The following is a 26,475-nucleotide window of genomic DNA, read 5'->3' on the forward strand; positions in this document are numbered from 1 at the left end:
ACTTTCAGGCTAAGTTTCAATCCAAGGAGGCAATTCAATGGCAGAGTGTGAAGAGTTATTGAATAGATTTACTTCAGCAGGTCAAGATCGCAGCGTCAGAGAACTAAGGAGTCATGAACTTGAAGAGTATAAATCAATATATAATGACCTAGTGGCGCAGTACAATGATACCAATGGAGAAATCCCCGTTGATATGGATATTCAAGTAATTAACAAAATCTATACTCATAATGACATGAATACAACTCCATTGGGATTGGTTAACGTAAGCTTGGAGTACTTGGCCAGAATCCTGACCTTTGCTAAAGCTCGAGGAATTCAATGGCAGCTTGAGTGTAGAAAGTGTACAGATACTCACTTCAAGAAATTATCTCATTTTGAGGTAAAAGTCGATTGTGACAGAGATGTTTTCGTGACAATGGCTGTCGAGGCAGGATTTCGGTTTTGATCTAAAAAAAGTATTGATTAAAGGTATCCCACTAGGGATGCCTTTTTTCTTTTTACAAACCTTCTAAGCTGCTTCAGCCCTAAAAGCCTTCGGCCTTACATGAGCTTAGTTCTTCTGTTTTAGCAACCAATTTGCGCATAAGATTAGAAATGGATTTTCTTGCAATATCATCAATTAGCTTTCCATCTTGATCAAATTTTTTACTGGCGTTAGTGATTAATACTTTGCGGCTATTGATCGTTTGGAGTCCAAGTTTGCCACAAACTCTACGAAGATGATGTTGTACATAGCCCCCACCAAGCACTTCCAGAGACGCACTTATCATCGCCAGGGGTTTCCCTCGTAATGGTAAATCACTCCCGCGTGAAGCCCAATCTAAAGCATTCTTTAAGACTGGGGGTATGGAATAATTATACTCAGGTGTAGATATGATGAATGCATCTGCTTTCACCAGTTGCTCTTTCAAATCAATAACAGCTTGAGGTAATCCTTTGGCTTCTACATCCTCGTTAAAAATAGGGATCGATGATAGATCTACGATTTCCATAGATGCGCCTTCCGGAAGTAAGTCTGCCGCTGCTCTCAGAGCTGCTGTGTTGTATGAATTGTTTCTTAAACTTCCAGAAATACCAATGATCTTAATTGCTTTTGTCATTAAAGCACCCCCTATTAATCTTAGCCTTTGTATAAATGCGAGAATTAAATGGTGGGAATTATATTTCTGTTTAATATATTCCAAATATTCTACACTTTAGTGGCAATTCCTGCTTAGAGTAGTATAAATATTTTGATAATATAAAATAGTATAAAATAATAACAAAATTATAGGTCAGACCGTACTAACGATCTGACCTTACATATTTCCATATTTATAAATGACTACTCTTTGTGGGGCACATAAATTTAATTTTGCAAATATCTATATGAATAATCTTGTTAGTCTTTTATTAACTAATAAGACTAAGAACTGGAAAATCACTGGGTTTTTATTCTAAATACTTTTTTCTTACCATCAAGCTTGCCTCTACTAGTCTTTTCTTCTGAATTTAATAAGATATCATCTATCTCAATCTCGGCAAAATCTCCCTCTAGAGAATTAATGCATTGGCAGCAATTATCACATTGTTTTAGCGGATCAAGATCACAAAGATCGCATTCACCACATTGGGTACAACTTCGATCTTGCAAAACACATGGATCTCCCATAGTATTCAAACTACTTCTCTCCCCTATCATTTTGTAAGTTGTGGACTTCCTAAAATATTCCTGGACTTAAGATTAAGGAGTTCGGCTCTTTCGTTAATCCTTTTAAGGCTGCAGCAGTACGCTGCTCACTCCAAGCTTCATCGAGCAAGAGAATAGTATCTCTGTAGCGTTGCTTACTTCCTAATAAAACAACTAAGTAGTCCCCGTCGGATCTTGTTACATAAGAAACCAGACACTGCCCCGCCTCTGTTGTTGTTCCTGTTTTTAGTCCTTGGTTTCCGGGATAAATCCCAAGGAGACGATTAGTATTCTGCAAATCAGCTTCTCGTGATTTCCCTTGTCCATCTGTCCACTGAACATGGGCATTTGCCAGTTTGACAAACTTCATCAGTTCTTTATTTTCACTAAATCGAACTGCAATTTTACTTAGGTCATTAGCTGTTGTGTATTGATCAGGATCAGGCAACCCATGAGGGGTTGTAAAGTGAGTATTTTGACACCCTAAAGTAGCAGCGTACTCATTGATTTCTTGAGCAAAAGCAGGGATCGAGCCACTAACTTTTACTGCCAGGGCTGCAGCCGCATCATTGGAACTGTTAACATATAAGGCGGTTAAAAGATTATGTACGGATATTTCATCTCCCGGCTGGAGTCCCAGATGTGAGCCTTCTACATTCACTTCTGCCCCAACTCGGACAATATCTGATTCATTTAAGGATTTTAAAGCCACAAGCCCAGTAATAAGCTTGAGTGTGCTGGCCGGAGCACGCTGTATATCGGCATTATGGGATTTGATTACCTGATTGGTTAAGGGGTCAATAAGTACATAACTTTCGTCTTCTGTTGATAGATCTTGGGAAGAAGATCCAGCCTTTGATGATTCAGAAGATTGAACTTCTGAATTGGTCAATCCTTCAGTCTGTAAGTTGGCGATAGCTGGTCCAAAATAGTCTAATCCAATCAACAGAAAAACAATGAGCAGTATGCTAAACATTATTAAGTTGGCTTTTCTGGTTTTTCTTTTAGTTCTAGATTTAGGAACGTGATGATCTAATTGTTTCACAATAATCCCTCTTTTAAGCTAAGGCCTACCAGTCAGGTCTTATGATATTATAACATTCCATATCACAGCAAACATTTCTATTATAACTAATTTAATCCAAGGTGGCAAGTTTTGTTTGCTATACCTAACTAGGATTCTTGGTATCCGTCCATAATTGCCATACCTTTAAGAATGGATAAGGATTAATCCATTGTTCATTGGGAAGCTCTATGCCAAAATGAAGGTGGTCCGGAGTTGTCAGGGCATCACCGGTGTGACCCATTCCGCCAATGAAATCCCCGGCTGCAATTCTTGCCCCTTTCACAAGATCTGGAGAAATATATTGCAGATGAGCGTAGTAATAATAATTCCCATCATCTCCACGTACACCAACTCGCTCACCACCTAATCTGTTCCACCCCAGCTGTTCGATTTTACCACTACATACACTAACTATCCTTGTCCCTTCTTTTCCAAAAAGATCAGTTCCCTCATGTCTGCGAATCCCGCCTTCTCGATCTGCTCCAAAACTATCCTCATACCAAGTTGTTCCTTCAATGGGGAAGGTGTATTTATAAGGTCTATAATATGAATACTTGGCTAAAATTTCGCGATGTCTTTTGATCGCCTTAAGCTTATCTAAGGAAAGCTTGCCCCAATTAAGATTTGCAAAGGAAACATCGGTATGTAGTTGGGCAATCAGTTCTTGAGCTTCTATTTCAGGAATCGTCGACCGTATAGCTATAAGATCCTCAAAAGGGATTGTCGGGGTTCTGGAATTATCCCGTACACATTGTTTTACAAGGTCAGGAGTTATTGTTGATAAATAGGGATATACATCAGAATCAATTTTTACCGGCCGATGCAGTACCTGCCAGATTAGAAATGAAGAAAGTATCAAAATAATCAACTGGATTACTGAAATTAAACTTTTTTTTGAGCTTACTCTCATAAAATCCCCTACTCTCTTAATCATCCAAGAAATTATTAGTTATTTACGAACATTTGTTTGCACTTTTGGCGAATGAATGGTACAATATTCCTGACTAGATGGGGGTGTTTTTTTATGTACCCGGATTTATCGCCAAGACAAACGAAGATTTTGGAATTTATTAAACAGGAAATCCGTAAGAAGGGTTATCCACCTGCCGTAAGAGAAATCGGCGAAGCTGTAGGATTGTTATCTAGCTCTACTGTTCATGGGCATCTCCAGACATTGGAGGACAAGGGATACATTCGACGTGATCCCACTAAACCACGGGCAATCGAAATTTTGGATAGTTCCAGTGAAGCCCTTGAAATGAAAAAAGTAGTCCAAGTACCTATTGTCGGCCACGTCACTGCCGGTCAGCCTATCACGGCAATTGAAAACATTGAAGGGTCCTTTCCCTTATCCGCGGATTTTGTACGCCATGACAATATTTTTATGCTTCGCGTCAAGGGCGAAAGTATGATAGGAGCAGGAATATTGGATGGGGATTACATTATCGTTCGACAACAAAACGAAGCACGTAATGGTGAAATTGTTGTAGCCCTAATTGGTGATGAAGCGACTGTAAAACGTTTCTTTAAGGAAAGAACTCTGATCCGACTTCAGCCTGAAAACCCATCCATGGAACCGATCTACTCCCAGGATGTTTCAATCCTCGGTAAGGTCGTCGGCGTTTTTCGTACTATGTAATTACTTAACATTCCTAATATCAAAGATATGCGTAAGATGTATAAGATAACATTATTTTCTATTCATCTTTACCAGAAGAAGCACAAGAGTAAAAAAGCGTTCTCTCTCCACAGTCTAGTTGACAGTGAAGGAGAACGCTTTTCGCTTGCTGTACCAGTTGAATTTATGGTCTAAGTTTCACAGGCACTATTAGTCATTCTGGGAAATTTTACAGTTTTGTTTATCCTGAAAACGTTCCATACCCAAGATAATTAAGCGATCGATTAATTCAGTGTAGGGAATGCCTGTAGCTTCCCACAGTTTAGGGTACATGGAGATTTCAGTAAAACCTGGTAGAGTATTTATCTCATTAAGAAATATTTCATTTTCATCATTCACAAAGAAGTCAACTCGACTTAAGCCGCTAGCTTCAACTGCTTGGAAGGCTTGAATGGCCATAAGTTGCAACTTCTTAACGATGTCGTCTTCCAGCGCTGCCGGAATTAAAAGGCTTGAGCCAATGTTGGAGTACTTAGCTTCATAAGTATAGAACTCCTGGGCCGGTAGTACTTCCCCTGGAATAGAGGCGATAGGGCTATCGTTCCCTAAGACTGAAACTTCTATTTCATGCCCGTTAATGGACTCTTCGATAACAATTTTACGGTCAAAAATGGCGGCTGTCTTTAAAGACTCTTGGAGCTCTGTACGATCATGAGCCTTGGAGATCCCCACGCTCGACCCCAGATTGGCTGGTTTAACAAAGCAAGGATACCCTAGCTGAGCTTCAATCTTATTCAGATAAGTCTCAGGTTCCCTCAGGAACTCTGATCGCAGCAGAGTTACATATCGTGCCGAAGGAAGATTTCTCTCGATGAACACAGCTTTCATTCGATCTTTATCCATCCCCAGAGAAGATCCCAGAACTCCGGATCCTACATAAGGAACATTAGCCATCTCCAGTAATCCTTGAAGTGTACCGTCCTCCCCATAGGTTCCATGAAGAACAGGGAAAACCAAATCAAACTTCCCATCGTTGGGCAAAGATTGACCATTGATGGCCAAGAAATGTGGTTGAGTAGGATCGATGACTAAAGTTACCTGTAACCCCTCCGTAGTCGTCGGGAAACCTGTTTTCAAAATTTGATCCGGTATAACTCCCCAAAACCACTGCCCTTGTTTGTTAATACCAATCGTTTCTACATTATAACGACTTCTGTCAATCGCTTTGTAGATCGATGATGCAGAGTTTAAGGAAACTTCATGTTCCCCAGAGCGCCCACCGAACAGAAGAACCACAGTCGGTTTGTGATCATTCATTATACCCCATCCTCCTTAAATATGTAATTTACTTTCTCAACAAGAATGTCCTCTGTAAAAGATCCAACTATAGGAGTATATGCGATAAAAAGAAAAAAGCTCCTACCTAACGGTCAAGAGCTCCAATTTGATCTAAAGGCCAATATCGAAATAGAGTTCTTCCGGTAATATTCTCTACGGGTAAAAATCCCCATTCTCTTGAATCAGCACTGTTGTTGCGGTTATCTCCCATGACAAATACGGAATCGTTGGGAACAACAATTGGACCGAAATCACTGTTGGCATTATCTACCACATAAGGTTCCTCAAGTCGTTGATCGTTTACATAAGTTTTTTTGCTGCGTATTTCAACTTTATCCCCTGCTAATCCAACAACTCGTTTAATATAGTCATCCGTAGCATGAGCACTCGGTGGTGGATGAAAAACAATAATATCTCCATGATTAATATGATCAAACCTCTTAAAGAAGAACTTGTCCACAATGACCCTATCTTCAAGTTGAATTGTAGGGAGCATTGAACCCGTAGGGATTTTTCGCGCTTCAATCACGTAGGTGCGCAATACCCAGGAAAGCGCGAAAGCAATCAGGACAATTTCAACAAGCTCAATTAAGAATCGAAAAGAACTTTTTGGAGTCTCCGAACTTTCCATAAGTCACCTCTTTCTACTCTTCATATTAACATAAATTGATGGATGTTTAAAACAATAATTCAGCTAGCTCAGAAGTCCTTGCCGCCAAAGATTCAAAGCAGCCAAGATATTGCCCATCTGTACATAAGTGTAGGATATTCCTCCTTGCTGATAGACAACATAAGGCTCTCGCAGGGGTCCATCTGCTGAGAATTCACTGGTAGAACCTTGGATGAAAGTCCCTCCTGCCATGATGACTTGATCTTCATATCCCGGCATGCCTGAAGGAATAGGCAAGACATGAGAATCTATAGGAGAACCTTTCTGTAACCCTTGACAGAAGGCGATCATCTTTTCCCGGGAACCTAATTTTACAGCTTGAATAAGATCTGTTCGATAGCTTTCCGGTTCAGGATGTACCTCAAAGCCTAAAGCCTGCCAAAAGGCAGCAGAGAAAACGGATCCCTTTATAGACTCGGAAACTGTTAAAGGGCTAAAGAATAAGCCTTGATAAAACAAACGTTGCCATTCCAGGGTAGCTCCCATATGCTCTCCAACTCCCGGGGCTGTTAAGCGTTGTGCGCTGAGCTCAACCAAATCAGCACGTCCAGCAACATATCCGCCGGTGGGGGCTAAACTCCCGCCTAGATTTTTTATCAGTGATCCGGCCATCAAATCTACACCAATATCCCCAGGTTCTTTATCTTCCACCAGCTCACCATAACAGTTATCGACAAAAATAATTAACTGGGGATACTGGGTTCTTACGAATTCAACCAGTTCTTCCAGCTGAGCTATCTGCAGGGCGTCACGCCACGCATACCCGCGAGATCGTTGCACCATCAACATTCGAGTTTTAGGTGAAATTTTTTCTTTGATTAGTGGATATTGAAGTTTTCCTTGAGGGTCTAAGGAAATTGTGTCATGAAGAACTCCAAAGTCCATCAGGCTTCCTTGCCCTTTTCCTCTGAGGCCGATTACTTCCTCCAGAGTATCATAAGGATTCCCGCTTACTGAAATAACATGGTCTCCGGGCCGCAGAACCCCAAATAAAGCTGAAGCAATAGCATGAGTACCGGAAACAAATTGTCCACGGACAAGAGCTGCTTCTGCCCCTAAGATACGGGCAACGATGCGATCAAGCACTTCACGCCCCGAGTCACCCAGTCCATAGCCTGTTGTCCCATGTAAATGGTATGATGCAACTCGTTCTTCTTGAAAAGCCTGTAAAACTTTTTCGTGATTCTTACGGGCAATTTCTTCTAGTCTAGGTAACTGAGCTTTGAGAGACTCCTCTGCTTTTGCTACAGCCTTATTTATTATTTCTGGCCATTCGGGGTTTGAATACAAGCCATTTCCTCCTAACATGGCTCATTAACGTTAATTCAATAATGAGCTGAGAACTTTCCAAACTGGTTTTAGGGAATCCCCTTGTTTGAGGGAAATCTTAATGGGATAAGGCAGATAGGATGTTAACTGACTCAAATCTTCCTCGTAAACTTGGTCGATTTTATTTAAGAGAGTAATCATTGGTTTATCGGCACTTTCCAGCTGACTGAGAACCTCATGAACTGTTTCGGCGTGGTGTACAGCTTGAGGATGACTTGCATCAACAATGTGAATCAAAACATCTGCTTGTTTAACTTCCTCAAGGGTCGCCATAAAGGCACGCAAAAGTTGAGTTGGCAGTTTTCGGATAAACCCAACCGTATCACTTAAGAGGATCTCTAAAGATGAGTCAATTCTAATGCTTCGTACAATAGGGTCGAGGGTAGCGAATAGTTTATTCTCTCCAACCGGCAGATCAGATCGACTTCCGGCTTGTTCCATGGCCTTGGTCATAAAGGTGGTTTTACCTGCATTGGTATATCCGACTAAAGCAATGAGCGGCAGGCCGCTTCGGGTTCTTTGCCGGCGTAATACATCCCGCTGCTGTAAGACTAATTTTAGTTCTTTTTCCAATTGGTTAATGCGATCTCGCATCCGCCTTCGATCCAACTCCAACTTAGTTTCCCCCGGCCCCCGGGAGCCGACTCCGGCACCTAAACGGGAGAGTGCTAATCCCTGTCCCGTCAAATGTGGGAGAAGATGTTTAAGCTGAGCCAATTCAACTTGCAGTTTACCTTCACGGGACTGGGCCCTCTGGGCAAAGATATCTAAGATTAAGCCGGTTCGATCCAGCACTTTTAATCCTGTTTCTGCCTCTAAGGTTCTTAACTGGGTAGGAGAAAGTTCATCATCACAAATCAAGACATTAGCATCTGTTTCCTGTAACCGGTGGATTAGCTCTTCCAGCTTGCCACTTCCAAAATAGCTGCGTGTCTGACCGTAACGTCGAAGCTGAACAAGTTGCCCTACTACATCAACTCCCGCAGTGCGGGCCAGTTCTCGCAGTTCAAGCAAATCCTCGTTGGTTTCCGACTCACTGTCTTCAAGGGCGATCAAAAAAGCCCGTTCCTTGCCTGCTTGCCCGGATTCATTCTTAGTCTTCCCTTTACTTTTAGATAGGTCAGAAAGACTGGCATAATAATCAAACTCCGTCCATTTTTGAGGAGTCAGGTTAACAATATAGGGTGATTGCTCCTCCATCCGAAATGCAATCTCAATACCTGTCAGACTTCCTTGGAAAACTCCAATTGAAACCATGCTTTCCAAACCTAAGGATTCTAAGGCGCTGTAGTCCAAGGAACTTAGCTTATGATTACCATTTGGATGGGTGTGGATGCAGCGCAGATGTTTTCCAAGGGATCGTCCTTTTACCGGCGGAAGTGTAACCGTAGCATGACGCCCTACAGCAGAAGCCAGCAGGTTACCATTACGGGCAAGATAGACAGCTATCTCACGGTTCCAAAGCTCCGTCAGACGAATTAACTCATTAAGGATTTCAGGATGGATAAGCTCAGAGCGTTCTGTCTTAATTCCAGATAAGTTTTTAAGTTCTTGTATCTGACTTGCCCGAATCCCGGACAAGTCTCCCGAAATGTCCATCATCACTAATACCTCATATTCATAGACTATAAATGTTTCTTAATAATCATCAAAGATTGTCCATGTTTATATCGATGGGCAAGATTTGGATGAGTTCTTCACGGCTTGAGCTAGGCTTTTGAAATAAGCGAACAGCTTGTTGGCGAATAGTCTTCTCTACAAGATTGCGAACAAGTCGAGCATTTCCGGCATAACGGTGAGAACTTAGTAAGGTCTGCAGATGAAACCGGAGAGTATCTTCAGCAGCCAAGGTTAACTCGTATTGCCGAGATTTGAACATCATTTTTCCAATAGCTAACAGTTCTTCAATAGTATAGTCCGGAAAATCAATATGTATAGGAAAGCGTGACCTTAGCCCCGGATTAGTTTGCAGAAACCAGTCCATTTCTTGACTATAGCCAGCCAAGATCAACACAAGATTGTCTTTATTATCTTCCATTGCTTTTACTAAGGCATCAATTGCCTCTTTCCCAAAATCCTTCTCTCCGCCGCGAGCTAAGGAATAAGCCTCATCAATAAACAGAACTCCACCTAAGGCTTTCTTGAGCTGATCCCGAGTTTTTTGAGCTGTATGCCCGATATATTCACCGACCAAATCAGCACGCTCACACTCAATGATATGACCTTTTTGCAAAACTCCCATTTCTTTAAATAGTCGACCGACTAAGCGAGCTACAGTTGTTTTGCCTGTACCGGGGTTCCCTTTGAAAATCATATGGAGGACAAGGGGTTCAGCAATCAGCTTTTCCTGGCTCCTTCGCCTTTGAATTTCCACAAAAGCTTGCAGGTCTCGGATTAAGCGCTTAACAATGACTAAGCCGATGAATGACTCCAATTCAGCTAATATCTCAGCAACTTTTTCTTTATCTTTATCTTTTTCCTTATCCCTGTCCTTCTCTTTATCCAAGGAAGAAGGATTTGTTTTACGTAATCGTCCAATCCCCACCATGTCATTAATAGAACTATGTATTTTCTCAGTTCTGGGGGGTAATGGAGTCTGAATAACCGGAGGAATTTGGTTGTCCGGGCCAAATTTTATTTTAATTGTCAAAGTACAGGCACCTCCCATCTTTATTACTATACGCAAGTAAAGATGAAAGGTGTCCTAAAAAACCTATTGTTATTATTTCCCTGTTAGGGTCTTAGCATAGCGGACACGAGCGGTGTGATCAAGATATTTCTTGCGCAGACGGACGCTTTTAGGAGTGATTTCCACGAGCTCATCGTCGTTAATAAACTCTAAGGATTGTTCCAAAGAAAATTCTATAGGTTTATCTAAACGAAGAGCCTCATCCGCAGAACTTGTACGCATATTAGTAAGCTGTTTTTTCTTGCAAACATTCACTTCGATGTCTTGCTCACGCTTATTCTCTCCAACAATCATTCCTGCATATACATGAAGACCCGGGTCAACAAACAAGGTACCACGATCTTGAGCAGCATATAAACCGTAAGCGTTTGTCTCTCCTTCTTCGAAAGCAATTAATGCTCCACGACTTCTTCCCGGAATGTCACCTTTATAGGGTTCATAACCCAAGAAGACGTGGCTCATCATACCTTCACCTCGGGTTTGAGATAAAAACTCGCCGCGGAAACCTATCAGTCCTCTGGCCGGAATCTTAAATTCCACCCGTAGTTGAGTTGTTGAGAGATTAGTCATATTGGCCATCTCTGCTTTACGTTTCCCTAAGAGTTCCATTACAGCACCCAGAGCGTTTTCCTGAAGGTCGCAAATTAAGAACTCCATAGGCTCGCATTTGACTCCATCGATCATTCTATAGATAACTTCAGGTTTGGAAACTTGAAGCTCATACCCTTCTCTTCGCATGTTCTCGATTAGGATAGAAAGGTGAAGCTCACCCCGTCCTGATACTTTAAAACAATCCGCTGACTCTGTCTCTTCAACTCTTAAACTAACGTTGGTTTCTACCTCTTTAAAAAGACGCTCACGGATCTTGCGAGAGGTCACAAAATGTCCTTCACGCCCGGCAAAGGGGCTGGTATTAACCATAAAGTTCATGGACAAGGTAGGTTCGTCCACTTCAATAGTTGGTAGGGCTTCCGGATTTAAGGCACAGGCCACGGTTTCTCCGATATTAGCACTGGTAAGTCCTGTAAGGGCAACAATTTCTCCGGCAGAAGCCTCTGAAACAACCTCACGCTTCAAGCCTTCAAAAATCATGACCTTCCCAACTTTAGTACGTTCAAAACTTTCATCCCGCTTAATCAGCGTAACATTTTCATTCTGATGGATTGTTCCGCGCACAATCCGGCCAACAACGATTTTACCCACATAATCGTCATAATCCAGCGTGGTTACCAGCATCTGGAAAGGAGCTTCCAGATCAACAACCGGTGCAGGAATATGCTCTAAAATAACTGAGAAGAGCGGGGCCAAAGAATCATCTAGAGATTCTGGGGCAAGGCCTGCTATCCCTGTACGAGCTGAGGCATAGACAACCGGGAAATCTAACTGTTCATCGTCAGCGCCCAATTCGATAAAGAGATCTAAGACTTCATCGACAACTTCTCCCGGCCGAGCATCCGGACGGTCAATTTTGTTAATGACGACAATCGGTACCAGCTTGAGTTCTAAAGCTTTGCGTAAAACAAAACGTGTTTGAGGCATTGGGCCTTCAAAGGAGTCAACAATCAGGAGTACCCCATTGACCATCTGTAATACCCGTTCGACCTCACCGCCAAAGTCAGCATGTCCTGGAGTATCGATGATATTGATCTTTGTCCCTTCCCAATGAACAGCTGTGTTCTTCGACAAAATAGTAATTCCACGTTCACGTTCTAAATCATTGGAATCCATGACGCGTTCAATTACTTGTTGATTGGCTCGGAAGGTTCCACTTTGTTTTAACATGGCATCAACAAGCGTGGTTTTCCCATGATCTACGTGAGCGATAATAGCAATATTTCTTAAGTTGCGAGTTTCCATAGTAGGATTTTAGTTCCTTTCTTTCACTAATCTAATCATATCACTTTAAGATATCATAGTTGGGAAATGAATTCAAGCATGAGGAACTAAGTTCGGTAATAATGAACTTAGTTCCTCATGCTTTTAGGTTGTTCGTTTGTATTTACGTGGAATAATTTAAGTATTATCCTATTCGTCTACGATTATCCTTTTATTGGATTGGATTCTGCTGCAGTGGCAGCAGCTAGGTTAATTGGGCGTATCGGCATAACCGTAGAGATAGCATGCTTATAAACCATCTGTTGTCTGCCTTCAAACTCAATAACAACCGTGAAGTTATCAAATCCTTTAATAAGTCCCTTAAGTTGAAAACCGTTTACCAAATATATGGTCACAGGAAGGTTTTCCTTACGTACCTGATTTAAAAAAGTATCTTGTAAATTGATGGGCGATTTGTTCATTTATTTTCCTCCATCACCTTATTTTTCTATTCTTTATCTATTTTACACGAGATTGTTGAGCTCTGCAAGCTTGAACCACAGACTCTAGTAGTTGGTTAAAGTCCGTCTGGATATCATGCCAACTAATTCTAGGATCTCTGTTAAACCAGGTTAGCTGTCGTTTGGCAAAATGCCGCGTATCTCGCTGGAGCAGTCGCAGCATTTCAGGCTGAGTGACTAGACCCTTCAAATGCCAAATGGCGTGTCGGTAGCCGATGCTCTGTAATGGCTTCAAGGTGGGAGGATAGCCAGCCTTAATAAGATTTAAAGTCTCCTCTAACAAACCTTGAGAAAGCATTTCCACGCACCGTTGATTAATTCGCTCATAAATAAGGCTGCGGGGTGCAGTCAGCCCAAGATAGAGTACCGAAGGATCCAAAGGTTGGTATTGATCATCCTTAAATTGTCGTTGACTTGATTGAGGTTTCCCTGTCAATTCATAAATTTCAAGAGCTCGAGTAACTCTTAAGACATCGTTAGGATGAAGTTGCTCGGCGGTTTGGGGATCTCGTTTATTAAGTTCTTCATGGAGCAGCAAGTTTCCATGGGAATCGGCAAACTTCTTCCACTTCAACCGAATTTCCTCATTGCCGTGTTCTGAGAAGTCATAGGGATCAAGTAAGGACCTAATATAAAGCCCCGTTCCACCCACGATAATCGGAAAATGTCCGCGTCCTCTTATTTCCTCTATCAGAGGAGTTGCTAACAATTTAAACTGAGCTGCAGTGAAGGGTTCTGCGGGATCCAGAAAATCAATCAGGTGATGAGGTACGAGTTGGAGTTCTTCCGGTGTAGGTTTAGCCGAACCAATATCCAGCTTCTTATAAACCTGTACAGAATCTCCCGAGATAATTTCTCCGCCAATTTTTTGAGCAAGAGCTAACCCCAAGCCTGACTTACCAATACCCGTTGGGCCAATAATAATAACAAGTGGATACACCTAACCATCTCCAATGCCAATGTAACTCTTACAATAGGTTCACTTCTGTGGATCGAAGCCGCCTTGTTTTTGTGTCTAAGATTTACAGAGTAGTAGCCTTCCATACCGATGCGGCATCGCAGATGATGAAATACTAATACTGTCTTTCTAACATGCTAAGGATTCTTCAAGCCTTACGAGAGCCCCCCCAAAGTACTGCGCAAACTTCTAGCAAGCTGACTGGAGGAGCGCTTTTCTGCAAAGCGGATGCGTCAGTGAAGCCGCGGTAAGGCGAGCACAGACGGTTCGCGTCCCCGTAGCGCACCGCAGGTTTACATGCAGGAATACCTAGAGGTTCGGACGCGCTCGCGAACCGTCCAGCGAGCCAGCGGCGGAACTCGCAGACGCGTGCAGAACGAAGACACTGTCTTCGCACGGGTTAACACTGCTAAAAAGCGCTCCCCCAGAGACAGACAGAAGAACTGCCCCCCTGTTCCCCAGGATGAGTTTCTCAGAGTAGTATACCCTTGTTCTAATGCCCACAAACTTTAAACTCCCTGCACAGCAAGATAACGCCAAGTTCTTCCCCTTCGCTATTAATCTTAAGTTCGGTAAAAGCGTTTTTCAAGTTCAGAGCGTGTCATAGTAACCATCGTAGGTCGTCCATGGGGACAAGTATAGGGATTTTCAGTCCGACTTAAACTTGCTATTAGTTGCTCCATTTCCGGCAGGTTCAAAGAATCTTGCGCCTTAATGGATTCCTTACAGGCTAACATATATATCCATTCCTCTAATATTTTATCAAAGGTTGGCGGGGAGTCCTTCATGAGTACATTTTCGATGAACTGACGGAGCATTTCATCGGCCTGAAATGAACCTGTTTGGACTGGTATCCCTCGCAGTAAATAAGTTCGAGAGCCGAACTGTTCAATTATAAAACCCATTTCATTGAGAATCCAGAGATTTTCCAAAAGAACTTGTTCTTCCTGGAGTGTAAATTCCATAGGGATCGGAATTAAAAGTGTCTGACTGAATTGATCTGCTGCTTTGAACTCCTTGAGAAGTCTCTCATAGTTGATTCGCTCATGGGCAGCATGTTGGTCGATCATTATAAGAACTTTACCGTCAGTTGCCAGAATGTAGGTGTTGAAAAGTTGGGTTAATGGCCACATATGGTTAAGGGATTCCCCAGCTGACGTATTTAAAATAATATCTTTTTGATTCTCAATTTTTAGTGATTTAATTTGATCATCTTTTTGATATTCAGCTCCAATTGGCTGAGCTTGATCAACCTTTTTTTTATTTAAGCTATCATGACTAAGCATAGTCTCCTGAGGTAAAGAATTCAGTTTTTTTTCAGTGATAGGGAGTTGATGAAGAAAATCAATTTTCGGTTGTTCATAAGTTTTAGTTTGATTGGATTTTACTGATTGCCCAGAATTTATAACCTGCGGAATCGGCGGTTCAGATTCCCGTAGTTTTAAATCACTATAGGAGGATAAAGGCCGAGCCAGAGATTCCGGTCTTGAAAAACTTACAGGCGTGGGTATGTTTGATTGAGTAGTCTGAGTTGGTTGAGTTTGCATAGAAGGTAAAGGTTTGCTATTCAGTAAAGTATGATATACTGCTTCTTTAATAAATTGAGATAGCCCTTGTTCCTCCTTAAAGCGCACATCCATTTTTGTGGGATGAACATTTACGTCATAATCCCCCGGTGAAACCGTCAAATGTAGTACAACTATTGGGTGAAGCTTGACGGGAATTAACGTGTGATATCCCTCTGTCAGTGCCCGACTTAAGATGGAAGAGCGAACGGTTCGTCCATTGAGCATAAAATACTGAGACTGTTTAGAAGAACGGACTAAGTTAGGAGGGCTGATAAAACCTTCAAGCTGCCACTTTTCATGCCGGGCTGTGATTGGCATCAGTTGGCGAGCAATTGAATGTCCTAATACTGCTGCTATTGCTTCTCGTAAATCTCCACGTCCCGTTGTTTGCAGGACAATCTGACTTGGATGGGTCAGGGTAAAGGCGATTTCCGGGTGAGCTAAAGCAATCCTCCCGATTGTATCGCTGATCAGACCGAATTCCGTCGGTGTGGATTTTAAAAATTTCAAACGAGCCGGTGTATTAAAGAAAAGATCTCGGACGGTAACCGCTGTACCAATTGGGCATCCGATTTCTTCATACTCCCCCTGCCCTGCATCGTTCAGGGTTAGGCTTAACCCGGCTACCTCATCGGCGGGACGCGAAGAAATCTGCAGGCGGGAAACGGAAGCGATACTCGGTAGAGCTTCCCCTCTGAAACCCAAGGTCTTTAGATGATCTAAATCTTCAATCGTAGTAATTTTAGAGGTGGCATGACGGATCACAGCTAGAGGTAAATCCTTTGTTCCGATTCCACAACCATCATCCCGCACTCGTATCATGGGGACACCATTACCTTCGATCGAAATATCAATATGTTTTGCTCCGGCATCAATGGAGTTTTCCACTAGTTCCTTAACCACTGAAGCAGGACGTTCTACAACTTCACCTGCGGCAATTTGATTGGCTGAGTGAGCATCAAGAATATGAATCACCGGTGTCAAAACTTCCTCAATCCTTCTTTCCTGTTCCAAACGTAGTGTGTATCGTGAAGCTGATTCTGAAGAAATCCATAGGAAAAGCTTTCCTTAGAGTTTTGGAGATGCTCCCACAGGTCATAGCCTGCTTGCTCACAACTTGAGCAGGCTTGAAATGGAATCCGTACTAATATTGACTTTTCAGTGTACTTTCTGCTCTCAATGTACACTGTTCCTCCACAATCACTGCACTCACGAAGGTAATCATGTCTTGTCTCTTGAAAACCCTCAGTATCATAATAAACGGAATGAGGGCTATAAATCCAGTTTCCACTAGGAAAAAAGGGCTTGCTCTGAAAGGTTAGGCTGGGCTTAGCAGCTTCTTGCTGTCTTTTAAGTTCTTGAATATAGGGTTTTAAGGCTGCCAAAGTTACAGTATTGCGCTTTATTTTCTGCGGCTCCCGGACATGATGATAGTCCTCTCCGGCAAGTGCCAGTAAAATGGCCAAGTTGACATAAGGGAGTGCCCCCTCAATGGAATATCCACCTTCGAGGACCGCTAAATCCGGCTGAAGAAGTTCTGTAATTCGACCATACCCTGCAGCTGTCAAGTTCATAGAAGCCAGGGGATCTGTAAAATGGTTATCCTGACCGGCAGAATTAATAATAATATCCGGGGCAAAGGCCTGCAAACGCGGTAATACCCAGTTTTCCAAGACGTAATGGTAGCCTTCATCCCCTGTTCCCGGTGGAAGAGGAATGTTTAGAGTCTGATCCCAGGCATTAAAACCACCCTTTTCATTGACAAAACCACTTCCCGGATATAGTGTGCGCCCATCTTGATGGAGAGAAATAAAAAGGACATTAGGATCATGATAGAAAATATCTTGAGTTCCATCACCATGATGGACATCTGTATCGACAATTGCAATTTTCTTTTTTCCAAAACCGGCTCTCAAATAGTTGACCAGAATAGCTTCGTTGTTAAGAGAACAAAACCCTCGATTACCCCATACTGTAGCGCCGGAATGATGACCGGGGGGGCGGGCCATTACAAAGCCATTATGAATTTCACCCTTCACCTGTGCTTCTCCCAGCAGAAGTGAACTGCCTGCCGAAATAAGATGAGGATCCAGACCCGACCTATGGGCTTCCGGATTCGGGAATAAGGCTTGAGTTCTGAGGACATCTTTTAGAGAAGCAACTCGAGGGGAATACTGCTTGATCTGAGGCAAATCAAGAATCCCTTCTTCAAAAAGCTGTTCTTGGGTATAGAGGAGACGCTCTTCACGTTCCGGATGGGAGTCACCTAATGACCAATCGAAAGCGGGGAAAAACAATATTCCTGTTCTTTTCATCCTTGTACCCTCCCGATTACACCGGGCCGAACGTGTACAGACCCGCGGACGATTTGACCGACAGTTTGGTAGTTTTGAACGATGGGAAAGAAATCAAAGGATTCCTTCTCCATGTCCTGAACTTCAATACCATAGTCTGCAGCTTGCTGTTGAGCAAGTGCTTCGATAAAGCCTTCCACTTCACGGTGGGGTCGGAGAGCACCCATCCACTTCCCTTGTTCTCCTGTCTCTTCCACACGATACTGTTTCATATAAGTATCCAAATGTAGAGTACAGTCAAAGGTGGGTTTGGAGAGAGCTGCACCCAGAGCATTGGAAACTTCCGGAAAGACCCCCAGCTGTACCGGTGTTTTAAGTCTGATTCCCAGAGCCGTAGTAATTCCTCTTGCTCCCCCACCACTAACGATAGTCCGGAAAGTTTTGTTTTCCTGAGGATGAAGAACTTCCCAAACCTTGTAGGCCGGTTCTTCCTGCCATTCTCGTTGGAGAGAATCCACTGCTCTCGCTATTTTTTCAACCACGATATTGATGATGTCTAGAGCTAGCTTCTCAAGAGTCTCTGGAGTTCTTTGTTCCGATGGTAAAAGAGAGCCCAGTCCTTCTTCTGCCAGACCTAGGTCACCATAATCAATCAGCTGCAGGTAACGCATGGCATCTGTAGGGGTCGGATTTGCCCCCCCCAGACAATATGCCGAACCCAGTCGATAGTTTTCCAGCACAACACCTTGATCATTGAGGCGGACAACTGAGTCTCCACCTACCGGAATAGATCGCACGGCAAGTGAGCGGACAAGGGTGGAAAACTCACCGATCCGAGCTCCTTTTGAACTAAGGAGCGGAACCCCTGATAAAGCCAGACCAATATCTGTCGTGGTGCCCCCAATATCAACAATAATCGATGATTCATCAGGCGAGGTTTGAGTTAAGGCTGCCAGGACACTCGCTGCGGGTCCGGAATAAATAGAATCGATGGGTCGGATTTTGGCGAGAGGTAAGCTTCCTCCATCCGCCTTTAAAATGAAAATAGGGGCTTGAATGTTCCGGGCCCTAACCGCAGCTTGCAGTTGTTGAACAAATTGTTGGTAGAGGTCAGAAACACCTAGATTAAGATAAGTCGTTAGACTGCGTCGATAAAAATTTGACTGACCCCACTCATGACCAAGGGCCATTCTTATCAAAGGATTATGTTCTTTAAGATAAGCTGCCAACTGTTCTTCGTGCAGAGAGTTGCGGTGGGAAAACTTCCCCACAATTGCTACGTGGCTGTAATCATCCTCTAAATCGGCTAAGTTTAGTTTCTGCCATTCCTCTTGATCGGGTGACGTGATTTCTCTGCCCCGATAATCCATTTCCCCGCTAAGTTCAGTGTAAGTAACCGGCCAAGGAAGTGCATCAACTTTCATTCCATTCCCAGAGAATAAGAATAATTTAACCGGAGGAATTCTGTTCTGGAGTATAGCGTTGGTAACTAATGTGGTACTTACAGTGATCTGGCTGATCTCTTGTTCGTCTTGGATTTTCAAGTTGTCAAAAGCGTTCATAAGGGTTTCGACTAAGTTTTCAGACTGTGTGGGCACCTTGGCAGTGTGTTGGATCTGACCATTGGTAATATAAACGGCATCAGTATAAGTTCCTCCCACATCAATACCTATTCGGTTAAACATAAGTTACCCCCTTTATCGGTGTTCGAAGTTCAATGCAGGATCACAAACCTGCTACGAACTATCGAACTGTTTTCCTGAACATTACTTTTACGGGACTTGAAAGTTCACCTTACCCTTACCTGCACTGGGTCATCACCATATTGCATCCTACGATTTTCCTTTAAGAAATCCCACATCCGCAGGTTACCTTAAACTACGCCTTTCAGATTTCAAACCTCGAGTACCCTACAAGATTTCTGTCGATTGGATTCGCTCCCGCAAATCAAAGAGATATTGGAGGGCTTGACGAGCAGTCATATCTTCCAAAGGCAGCTTCTCAATCTCTTGCAGAAGCGGATGGACTTTCGGAACATCGAATAAGGAGAATTGAGTAATAACCTCTGCCGACTTATCAGAAGCATGTACGGGTTCAGAGGATTCCAGCTCTAAGAGTAAGGCTTTAGCACGAATAATTAGTTCCTGAGGCAGGCCAGCCAGCCTGGCCACTTGAATGCCATAACTGCGGTCTGCTCGACCGGGTAAGATTTTGTGCAAAAATACAATATCCTCTCCTCGCTCTTTAACTCCAACATGGAGGTTAACGAGTCCGGGGAAGTTATCCTGAAGCTGAGTCAACTCATGATAGTGGGTAGCAAAGAGAGTCTTAGGGGTAAACTGAGGATTTTGCACAAGATGCTCGCTGACGGCCCAAGCAATACTAAGCCCGTCATAAGTGGCAGTTCCTCGTCCGATTTCATCCAAGATGATTAAGCTATTTCTGCTGGCATATTTCAAAATGTGTGCTACTTCATGCATCTCAACCATGAATGTACTTTGACCTGCCGCCAAGTCATCCGATGCTCCTACCCGAGTAAAAATGCGATCAACCAAGGCAATATTAGCCTTTTTCGCTGGGACAAAGGAGCCAATGTGAGCCATTAATACAATTAAGGCCACCTGCCTCATATAGGTTGATTTACCAGCCATATTAGGACCGGTGATGAGCGCTAAATGTTGATTTTCGGACATAAGTGTATCATTAGGAACAAAGGTGCCTTGTTCAATCATTTTTTCAACGACCGGGTGACGACCTTCCGTTATCTGAATTTGTCCATCCGTCTTGATCTGGGGACGAACATAATGATTATTAACAGCTACTTCTGCTAAGCTGACAAAAACATCGATTTCTGCTAAGACTTGAGCAACACTGATGATTTTTTTGGCATTTGCCCGCACCTGTTCTCGCAGGGCCAATAAAAGTTCGTATTCCAGGTCTTTTAGTTTTTCCTCGGCACCAATAATTTTTAGCTCGTATTCCTTAAGTTCCGGAGTAATAAATCTTTCCGCATTAGACAAAGTTTGCTTACGTTGATAATCCCCAGGTACAAGATGAGCATTGGCATGAGTTATCTCGATATAGTAACCAAAGACTTTATTATACCCTATCTTTAGGGAGCGGATTCCGGTGCGTTCCCGTTCCGCATTCTCTAACTGGGCCAGCCACTCCTTACCACCCGATGAAATTATCCGTAATTCGTCAACTTCTTGCGAATAACCGGTCTTAATAAGATTTCCTTCTCGCAGAGATAATGGTGGGTTAGGATTAATCGCCTTCTGCAGATTCTCAACAAATGAACCTAGGCCATCTAGCTTAGGCACTTTGACTTTTAGCGTTTCGGCGGTGCTTGAAGTTATGATTGTGGAAATATCAGGAAGCAAAGCTAAGGTTTGAGTCAATAATAATAGATCTTTAGCATTAGCTGTACCGTAAGATACTTTTCCCATTAATCGCTCTAGGTCATAGACCTCTGAAAGAAGTTTTTGTAAATCTTTACGAAGAAAAGCGTCCGCAATTAGTTCTTCTATGGAGTTAAGACGTCCTTCTATCTCATCTTGCTTAAGCAAGGGCTTATCAATCCAATGCCTTAATAGTCTACCCCCGAAGGCAGTATGAGTGGCATCAAGAACAGAAAGCAGTGTTCCCTTCTTTCCTATACCTCTGAGGGATTCAGTGAGCTCCAAATTTCGTCGCGTCCATTGATCAAGGAACATCCAACGTTCAGAGCGGTATGTTTTGATTTCAACAATATGAGTAGGGTCAACCCCAGGCATAGTCTCCAATAAATAGCTCCATAAACCGGTAGCAGCAAAGGCTGCAATTGGAAATTCTGTGAATAATCCCTCTTGACTATGGAAATGCTCCCGCATGGCTGGGGTTTTAAAGGTTGTTTGTTCACGAACAGTACAGTAATATTGCACCCACGACTTAGGGTTTTTGCTGAGTTCAGGTGTTAGGAGAAGCTCCGCAGGATTTATACGAGCAATTTCGGCCAGCAAAACATCCAGGTGAGGAGTTTGAAAAACTGTGAATTCACCTGTCGATAAATCCAGAAAGGCCAGCCCCCATTGTTCAGAGTAATACACACTTGCTAAATAATGGTTTGATCCTTCGGCAACTGATTCTGTCAGTGTACCTGGAGATACGATTCGAATTATATCTCGTTTAACAATCCCTTTGGAAGCCTTTGCATCTTCAACTTGTTCACAAATAGCAACTTTATGCCCTGAACGAACCAGCTTTACTAAATAGTTTTCTACAGCATGATAAGGGATTCCACACATTGGAACTTTTTTCCCATCCCCGGCATCTCTTCCCGTCAAGGCGATTTGCAAAATAGGCGCTGCAACTTCTGCATCTTCACCAAACATTTCGTAAAAATCACCTAATCGAAAAAACAGAATCGCATCCGGAGCTTGTTCTTTTATACTCTGATATTGCAGCATCATGGGGGTAGTCATTATTGTCTTCTCCCCTTTAAGTCAGTTTATATCCATAAAAATCGGGCCAGCTAATCATTCTGTAACCCTTATAAATCCCAAAAGGGAAGAGCTCAGATTAAAGCCCTTCCCTCTCGTTAGTTTTGTGATCGATATTCAGGGGAATTAGATCCCTCCGCAACCACAGCCTGCACTTCCGCAACCTCCAGGAGTACATCCGCTGGGATCGCAACTGTCATCCCCGCAGGAACAACCTCCTGACGCTCCCGCAATAGCACCAGCTAGAATGGCATTAACACTATCCAACATTTCTGTGAATTTGTCTTGTGCATCCATATAAGCTGCAATGGCGTCATTGGCCTGAACTTTAGCTTCGATTTCGTCAACCGCAATTTTATCAGCTTCAGAAGGCTCTGCCCCATTTTGTTGAACTTCCATGAAATGTTCCTGAGCTTTCTGTAATTCTGCAATCAATTGTTGTGCTGAAGGATCAGCAGCCATTACATCTTCCTTACTGTGCAATTCAGCAAGTACGGAGCTTCGCGCAATAGCGTCAGCTAAGAGTCGAGCATGTTCGATTATTTCATTTGTCATGTATCACACCTCCTCATATTACATTCTACATAGAATAGTATGATTCCTGCTTATATTATGCATTCTCAAACAAATTCTACATTTCTGGGTTTACAATTTCTCCAACCAGTGTCCAAGTTGCAGCTTCAGTAATTTGAATATTTACTAAAGAACCAATAATGTCGGCATTACCTTTAAAAACAACTAGTTCGTTTCCGCGAGTTCGACCGGTAAAACGCTCAAGATTTGTTTTGCTCGGACCTTCGACCAATATCTCGTAGGTTTTCCCTAGCATACGTTGGCGCCATTCCAGACTCTGAGCGTTTTGAACACTCATTAATCTCTGTAACCTGCGCTTTTTGATATCGAGAGAAATTTGATCTTCCATATCGGCGGCAAGTGTTCCTGAACGTTTTGAATACATAAACGTAAAGGCATGACTATACTGGATTAAATTCATAATTTCTAAGGTTTGTTCAAAGTCCGTCTCAGATTCCCCGGGAAAACCAACAATTATGTCCGTGGTCAAGCTCGCCTGAGGCAAGAGTTCACGTATCTTACTGATTCTACTGAGGTAGTATTCCCTGGTATATTTCCGATTCATGCGTTCCAATATAAAATTACTCCCTGATTGGATGGGAAGATGAAAGTGTTCGCAAAGTTTCTCTCCTGAAGCAACGACGGAGATTAGCTTGTCTGACAAATCTTTAGGATGAGAAGTGATGAAGCGTACCCTCAAAAGTCCTGGGATCTGATCAACGTCCCGCAGCAAATCGGCGAAATCATACTGGGGCGAAAACTCCTTACCATAGGAGTTAACATTTTGCCCAAGTAAGGTAACCTCCCGACATCCACTAGCCACCAGGTCTTTAATTTCTTGAATTATTTCTTCAGGTTTACGACTTCTCTCTCGGCCCCGGACATGGGGGACAATACAATAGGAGCAAAAGTTATTACAGCCATACATAATATTAACATTTGCCTGAAGCTTGCCTTTTTCAGCGAGGGGAGTTGATTCTAAGGTTTTTTGGGGTTCTTTCCATACTTCCGCTGCTTTTTCTCCTTGCTCCGCTTTATGCAATAGAGCAGAAAACTCATGAAGATTATGGGTTCCTGTCCAAATATCTATATGGGGGGCCCGTTTTTGGAGTTTCTCTAAAGCACCCGGTTGTTGAACCATGCATCCACTAATGGCAATTTTCAAGTTGGGATTCTTTTCTTTCAGCCTTTTTAGCTCTCCGATCTTTCCCAATATTTTGTTCTCGGCACTTTCTCTTACACAACAGGTATTTATTATCACTAGATCCGCACTGGCAAGATCATCTGAACTGGTGTAGCCTTCTTGGCGGGTTATTTGTTTTAAGGTCTCAGCATCACGTTCTGACATCTGGCAGCCATAGGCTAAAGTAACTACTTTTTTTTCTTTTTCCAAGTAATGTTCAACTCCAAATCCCACTATTAAAATTATGCTCTTAGTTTAAGATTGCTGTTCGAATCTTGAGTGCCTGATTATATAGCTAGTTGCAAGAGATATTATGCACTTTCTCAGGCAATTTTATAATAATTCCTTCTCTAAGCCACATTATAACCCATCTCTTCTTCTCGACCGCCTGACCTGCCTTCGCCAATAAAGAGTTTTTCGTCGCTTCTTATACAAATAATTCAAGAAAAATATAGCGCCGGTAAGAAGCAATGTTCCTATAATCCAAGTCGAAAAGGTTGAAACAGATCCAGTAAGGGATGCTTTAACCGGTTCAGGATGAACTGACTTAGCAGCTTTCAAAGGAAAAATATCTATTTGGTTCTCCCCCTCCAAAACCGCAACTTGCGCAAGGACTTGTCCCTCTTCAACGGATGTTAAGGGGTCTGTCGATAAGGGTGTTACACGGAGACTTAGAGTATTTTCCGGAGCATTAAGCTTTTGGGTTGAATAGATTGGTTGATCGAGAACAAGATCTACAGGTTCAGTATTGACAGTAATTGATGAAATAACTGCCCCAGCGGGTTTGATTATCGTATTGCTAAACTGAGTAAAGCCATAATCAAACATACTTTGCATATCTGTATAGATTTCTCGCCCGGGTGACTTAAGAATTACCCCAATCAGCTGACGTCCATCTTTAGTGGCTGAGGCAACAAGACAATTTTGGGCAGCGGCAGTATAACCTGTCTTAATGCCATCAACCGAAGAGTCTCTCCATAATAACTTATTTTCATTAACCATTAAGACCGGGACATCTGTCTTCGATCTAGAGATAGGCTGGGTCTTAGTGCGTACGAACTCCGCAAATATTGGATTTTGATAGGCCTCTCGGGCAATAAGGGCCAGATCATGAGCAGTTGTCAAATGTCCTGTTTCTGTTAAACCACTTGGATTGACAAAATGTGTATTAGTTGCCCCAATTTCACTGGCACGCTGGTTCATCATCTCCACAAAGTGGGTTATGTCCTTACCTACATACTCAGCCAGGGTAACAGCAGCATCATTGGCAGAATTTAACAAGGTTGCATAGAGAAGATCTTTAAAGAGTATTTGTTCTCCGGGTTCAAGGTATATTTGAGTACCATAAACCACTTTATTATTTAACATAGTTTTACTAACCGTCACCATATCGTCAAAATTTCCATTTTCAATGGCTAAAAGCCCAGTCATTATTTTAGTAGTGCTTGCCGGAGCCAATTGTTTATCAGGATTTTTCACAAAAAGGGTTTGTCCAGATGATACGTCAATCAGATAAGCACCTTCTCCACGGACATCTGGCGGAGGAGTATTTTCAGCATAAGCAACAGGTGAGGAGCTAATTATTATGAATAATGCCAGAAAAACCGATCTAAATAATCTCAAAAAGTGTTCCCCCTATAACAGCTTTGAATAGTTTAGTGATCATACCATGATAAGCAAACTTTCTAGCGGTGCACTAATCTTAGAAAAATCCAAGGTTAGTCTGCACCGCACTTGTTTACCATTATTCAATAGTCAAGTATCTATATTTAGTTATTATGAATGGGATAGAAAAGAGACAAGGTTCCGGGTCCAGTATGACTTCCAACAACACATCCTATTTCACTAATCCAAATTTCTTTAACTCTAAAACGTTGGCGAATCTCATCAGCTAAGATTTGTGCATCATTAATACATGTTGAATGGGATATTCCAATCACTTGCTGTTCGAGATTTTCAACGTTTTCAATGTCATGTGCCATGACCTCAACCAATTTACGAATAGCTGCACGTCTGGTACGAACTTTAGCAAAGGGCTCAATCTTTCCTTCGGAAGTAATGTGCAAAATTGGCTTAACATCGAGCAGCCCACCAATAAATCCGGCTGGTCTACTAACTCGGCCACCTTTAACAAGATACTCCAAATTGTCTATTGTGAAAACGTAACGCATATTTTTCCGGTACTCTAAGATAGTTTTTTCAGCCTCTTCCCAAGAGGCAGCAAATTGTAAAGCATTTTGAGCATATAAGGCTAATAAGCCATAACCAAATGATGCACCTAAGCTGTCGATGACGTGGACGCGCTCGGGAGCAGTGGTCATCTCACGAATCATTCGAGCAGTGGAAACCGTAGAACTTAAACCTGAGGAAAGATGAATTGCAACAACCTCATGACCTTCTGACAAAATTCTCTCATAGGTTTCCAATAGGGTATTTGGATTGGGTTGAGATGTTTTAGGCAATTCTTTAAAGGTTTCAAATTTCGAATAGAAGTCATTAGTCTGTAAATTAATTCCTTCTAAAAATGTTTCACCATCAATTGTAACGGGCATTGGAACAGTAGTTATGCCTGCATTTGTTGCTTTGTCCAAAGGAATATCAGAGGCACTGTCAACAACTACTTTGAAGGACATTGCTACACCTCCTACAAAACGATACAAATCTATAACTCAATTTATATTCTGTGTAAACAAGGATTAT

At 42.5% G+C, this 26,475-nt stretch carries 23 protein-coding genes; 2 read left to right on the forward strand and 21 right to left on the reverse strand.

Annotated elements, in window-relative coordinates; genetic code table 11:
• The first annotated feature begins 37 nt into the window (after nucleotides 1-37).
• Nucleotides 38-448: a hypothetical protein gene (locus DESMER_RS11845; protein ID WP_042333720.1), complete on the forward strand. Its 411-nt coding sequence runs from the start codon at nucleotides 38-40 to the stop codon at nucleotides 446-448.
• 79 nt (nucleotides 449-527) lie between these two features.
• Here DESMER_RS11845 and DESMER_RS11850 read toward each other — a convergent pair whose 3' ends face one another.
• The 4 genes from DESMER_RS11850 to DESMER_RS11865 all read right to left on the reverse strand — a co-directional run bounded on the left by DESMER_RS11850 (nucleotide 528) and on the right by DESMER_RS11865 (nucleotide 3,648).
• Nucleotides 528-1,103 carry an NADPH-dependent FMN reductase gene (locus DESMER_RS11850; RefSeq protein ID WP_014903288.1) on the reverse strand — a complete coding sequence of 192 codons (576 nt, stop codon included), beginning with the start codon at nucleotides 1,101-1,103 and terminating at the stop codon, nucleotides 528-530.
• A 320-nt stretch (nucleotides 1,104-1,423) separates the two neighbouring features.
• The gene (locus tag DESMER_RS11855; protein WP_014903289.1) at nucleotides 1,424-1,663 is read right to left on the reverse strand and encodes a hypothetical protein; all 240 of its coding nucleotides are present in this window, start codon (nucleotides 1,661-1,663) and stop codon (nucleotides 1,424-1,426) included.
• Between the two features lie 40 nt (nucleotides 1,664-1,703).
• Nucleotides 1,704-2,717: a D-alanyl-D-alanine carboxypeptidase family protein gene (locus DESMER_RS11860; protein WP_014903290.1), complete on the reverse strand. Its 1,014-nt coding sequence runs from the start codon at nucleotides 2,715-2,717 to the stop codon at nucleotides 1,704-1,706.
• 124 nt (nucleotides 2,718-2,841) lie between these two features.
• A complete protein-coding gene (locus DESMER_RS11865) occupies nucleotides 2,842-3,648 on the reverse strand; it encodes a M23 family metallopeptidase (RefSeq protein WP_014903291.1) in 807 nt (268 codons plus the stop codon).
• A 114-nt stretch (nucleotides 3,649-3,762) separates the two neighbouring features.
• Between DESMER_RS11865 and lexA the strand changes: the two genes are divergently transcribed.
• Nucleotides 3,763-4,377 (forward strand): transcriptional repressor LexA, encoded by a 615-nt coding sequence (lexA, locus tag DESMER_RS11870; protein ID WP_014903292.1) that lies wholly within the window; start codon nucleotides 3,763-3,765, stop codon nucleotides 4,375-4,377.
• Nucleotides 4,378-4,566: 189 nt separating this feature from the next.
• Here the strand turns inward: lexA and DESMER_RS11875 are convergent, their stop codons facing one another.
• The 17 genes from DESMER_RS11875 to DESMER_RS11950 all read right to left on the reverse strand — a co-directional run bounded on the left by DESMER_RS11875 (nucleotide 4,567) and on the right by DESMER_RS11950 (nucleotide 26,408).
• Nucleotides 4,567-5,673 carry a D-alanine--D-alanine ligase family protein gene (locus DESMER_RS11875; RefSeq protein ID WP_014903293.1) on the reverse strand — a complete coding sequence of 369 codons (1,107 nt, stop codon included), beginning with the start codon at nucleotides 5,671-5,673 and terminating at the stop codon, nucleotides 4,567-4,569.
• 106 nt (nucleotides 5,674-5,779) lie between these two features.
• Complete coding sequence (gene lepB, locus DESMER_RS11880) at nucleotides 5,780-6,325, reverse strand: signal peptidase I (protein WP_014903294.1); 546 nt, start codon at nucleotides 6,323-6,325, stop codon at nucleotides 5,780-5,782.
• A gap of 63 nt (nucleotides 6,326-6,388) precedes the next feature.
• A complete protein-coding gene (locus tag DESMER_RS11885) occupies nucleotides 6,389-7,672 on the reverse strand; it encodes a methionine gamma-lyase family protein (RefSeq protein WP_083856482.1) in 1,284 nt (427 codons plus the stop codon).
• Nucleotides 7,673-7,684: 12 nt separating this feature from the next.
• A complete protein-coding gene (gene hflX / locus DESMER_RS11890; protein WP_042334479.1) occupies nucleotides 7,685-9,292 on the reverse strand; it encodes a GTPase HflX in 1,608 nt (535 codons plus the stop codon).
• Nucleotides 9,293-9,341: 49 nt separating this feature from the next.
• Entirely contained in the window at nucleotides 9,342-10,343 is a 1,002-nt protein-coding gene (locus tag DESMER_RS11895) for an AAA family ATPase (protein WP_014903297.1), read from the reverse strand.
• Between the two features lie 72 nt (nucleotides 10,344-10,415).
• The gene (typA, locus tag DESMER_RS11900) at nucleotides 10,416-12,239 is read right to left on the reverse strand and encodes a translational GTPase TypA (RefSeq protein WP_014903298.1); all 1,824 of its coding nucleotides are present in this window, start codon (nucleotides 12,237-12,239) and stop codon (nucleotides 10,416-10,418) included.
• A 182-nt stretch (nucleotides 12,240-12,421) separates the two neighbouring features.
• On the reverse strand, nucleotides 12,422-12,679 hold the full coding sequence (hfq, locus tag DESMER_RS11905; RefSeq protein ID WP_014903299.1) for an RNA chaperone Hfq: 258 nt from the start codon (nucleotides 12,677-12,679) through the stop codon (nucleotides 12,422-12,424).
• A gap of 37 nt (nucleotides 12,680-12,716) precedes the next feature.
• Nucleotides 12,717-13,658: a tRNA (adenosine(37)-N6)-dimethylallyltransferase MiaA gene (gene miaA / locus DESMER_RS11910; RefSeq protein ID WP_014903300.1), complete on the reverse strand. Its 942-nt coding sequence runs from the start codon at nucleotides 13,656-13,658 to the stop codon at nucleotides 12,717-12,719.
• Between the two features lie 311 nt (nucleotides 13,659-13,969).
• The gene (locus tag DESMER_RS23605) at nucleotides 13,970-14,182 is read right to left on the reverse strand and encodes a hypothetical protein (protein ID WP_148275285.1); all 213 of its coding nucleotides are present in this window, start codon (nucleotides 14,180-14,182) and stop codon (nucleotides 13,970-13,972) included.
• Between the two features lie 57 nt (nucleotides 14,183-14,239).
• A complete protein-coding gene (gene mutL / locus DESMER_RS11915; RefSeq protein ID WP_014903301.1) occupies nucleotides 14,240-16,228 on the reverse strand; it encodes a DNA mismatch repair endonuclease MutL in 1,989 nt (662 codons plus the stop codon).
• Nucleotides 16,225-17,559 (reverse strand): histone deacetylase family protein, encoded by a 1,335-nt coding sequence (locus tag DESMER_RS11920; RefSeq protein ID WP_014903302.1) that lies wholly within the window; start codon nucleotides 17,557-17,559, stop codon nucleotides 16,225-16,227. The genes mutL and DESMER_RS11920 overlap by 4 nt, the downstream gene beginning before the upstream one ends.
• Nucleotides 17,556-19,223 carry a hydantoinase/oxoprolinase family protein gene (locus DESMER_RS11925; RefSeq protein ID WP_014903303.1) on the reverse strand — a complete coding sequence of 556 codons (1,668 nt, stop codon included), beginning with the start codon at nucleotides 19,221-19,223 and terminating at the stop codon, nucleotides 17,556-17,558. The genes DESMER_RS11920 and DESMER_RS11925 overlap by 4 nt, the downstream gene beginning before the upstream one ends.
• A 225-nt stretch (nucleotides 19,224-19,448) precedes the next feature.
• Nucleotides 19,449-22,001: a DNA mismatch repair protein MutS gene (gene mutS, locus DESMER_RS11930; RefSeq protein WP_014903304.1), complete on the reverse strand. Its 2,553-nt coding sequence runs from the start codon at nucleotides 21,999-22,001 to the stop codon at nucleotides 19,449-19,451.
• A gap of 144 nt (nucleotides 22,002-22,145) precedes the next feature.
• On the reverse strand, nucleotides 22,146-22,574 hold the full coding sequence (locus tag DESMER_RS11935; protein ID WP_014903305.1) for a YlbF/YmcA family competence regulator: 429 nt from the start codon (nucleotides 22,572-22,574) through the stop codon (nucleotides 22,146-22,148).
• A gap of 76 nt (nucleotides 22,575-22,650) precedes the next feature.
• Nucleotides 22,651-23,985 (reverse strand): tRNA (N6-isopentenyl adenosine(37)-C2)-methylthiotransferase MiaB, encoded by a 1,335-nt coding sequence (gene miaB / locus DESMER_RS11940; RefSeq protein WP_014903306.1) that lies wholly within the window; start codon nucleotides 23,983-23,985, stop codon nucleotides 22,651-22,653.
• 150 nt (nucleotides 23,986-24,135) lie between these two features.
• Nucleotides 24,136-25,398 (reverse strand): D-alanyl-D-alanine carboxypeptidase family protein, encoded by a 1,263-nt coding sequence (locus DESMER_RS11945; protein ID WP_014903307.1) that lies wholly within the window; start codon nucleotides 25,396-25,398, stop codon nucleotides 24,136-24,138.
• A gap of 146 nt (nucleotides 25,399-25,544) precedes the next feature.
• Entirely contained in the window at nucleotides 25,545-26,408 is an 864-nt protein-coding gene (locus DESMER_RS11950; RefSeq protein WP_014903308.1) for a DegV family protein, read from the reverse strand.
• Nucleotides 26,409-26,475: the final 67 nt, after the last annotated feature.

It is taken from the genome of Desulfosporosinus meridiei DSM 13257 (assembly GCF_000231385.2).
Classification (GTDB): Bacteria; Bacillota; Desulfitobacteriia; order Desulfitobacteriales; family Desulfitobacteriaceae; genus Desulfosporosinus; species Desulfosporosinus meridiei.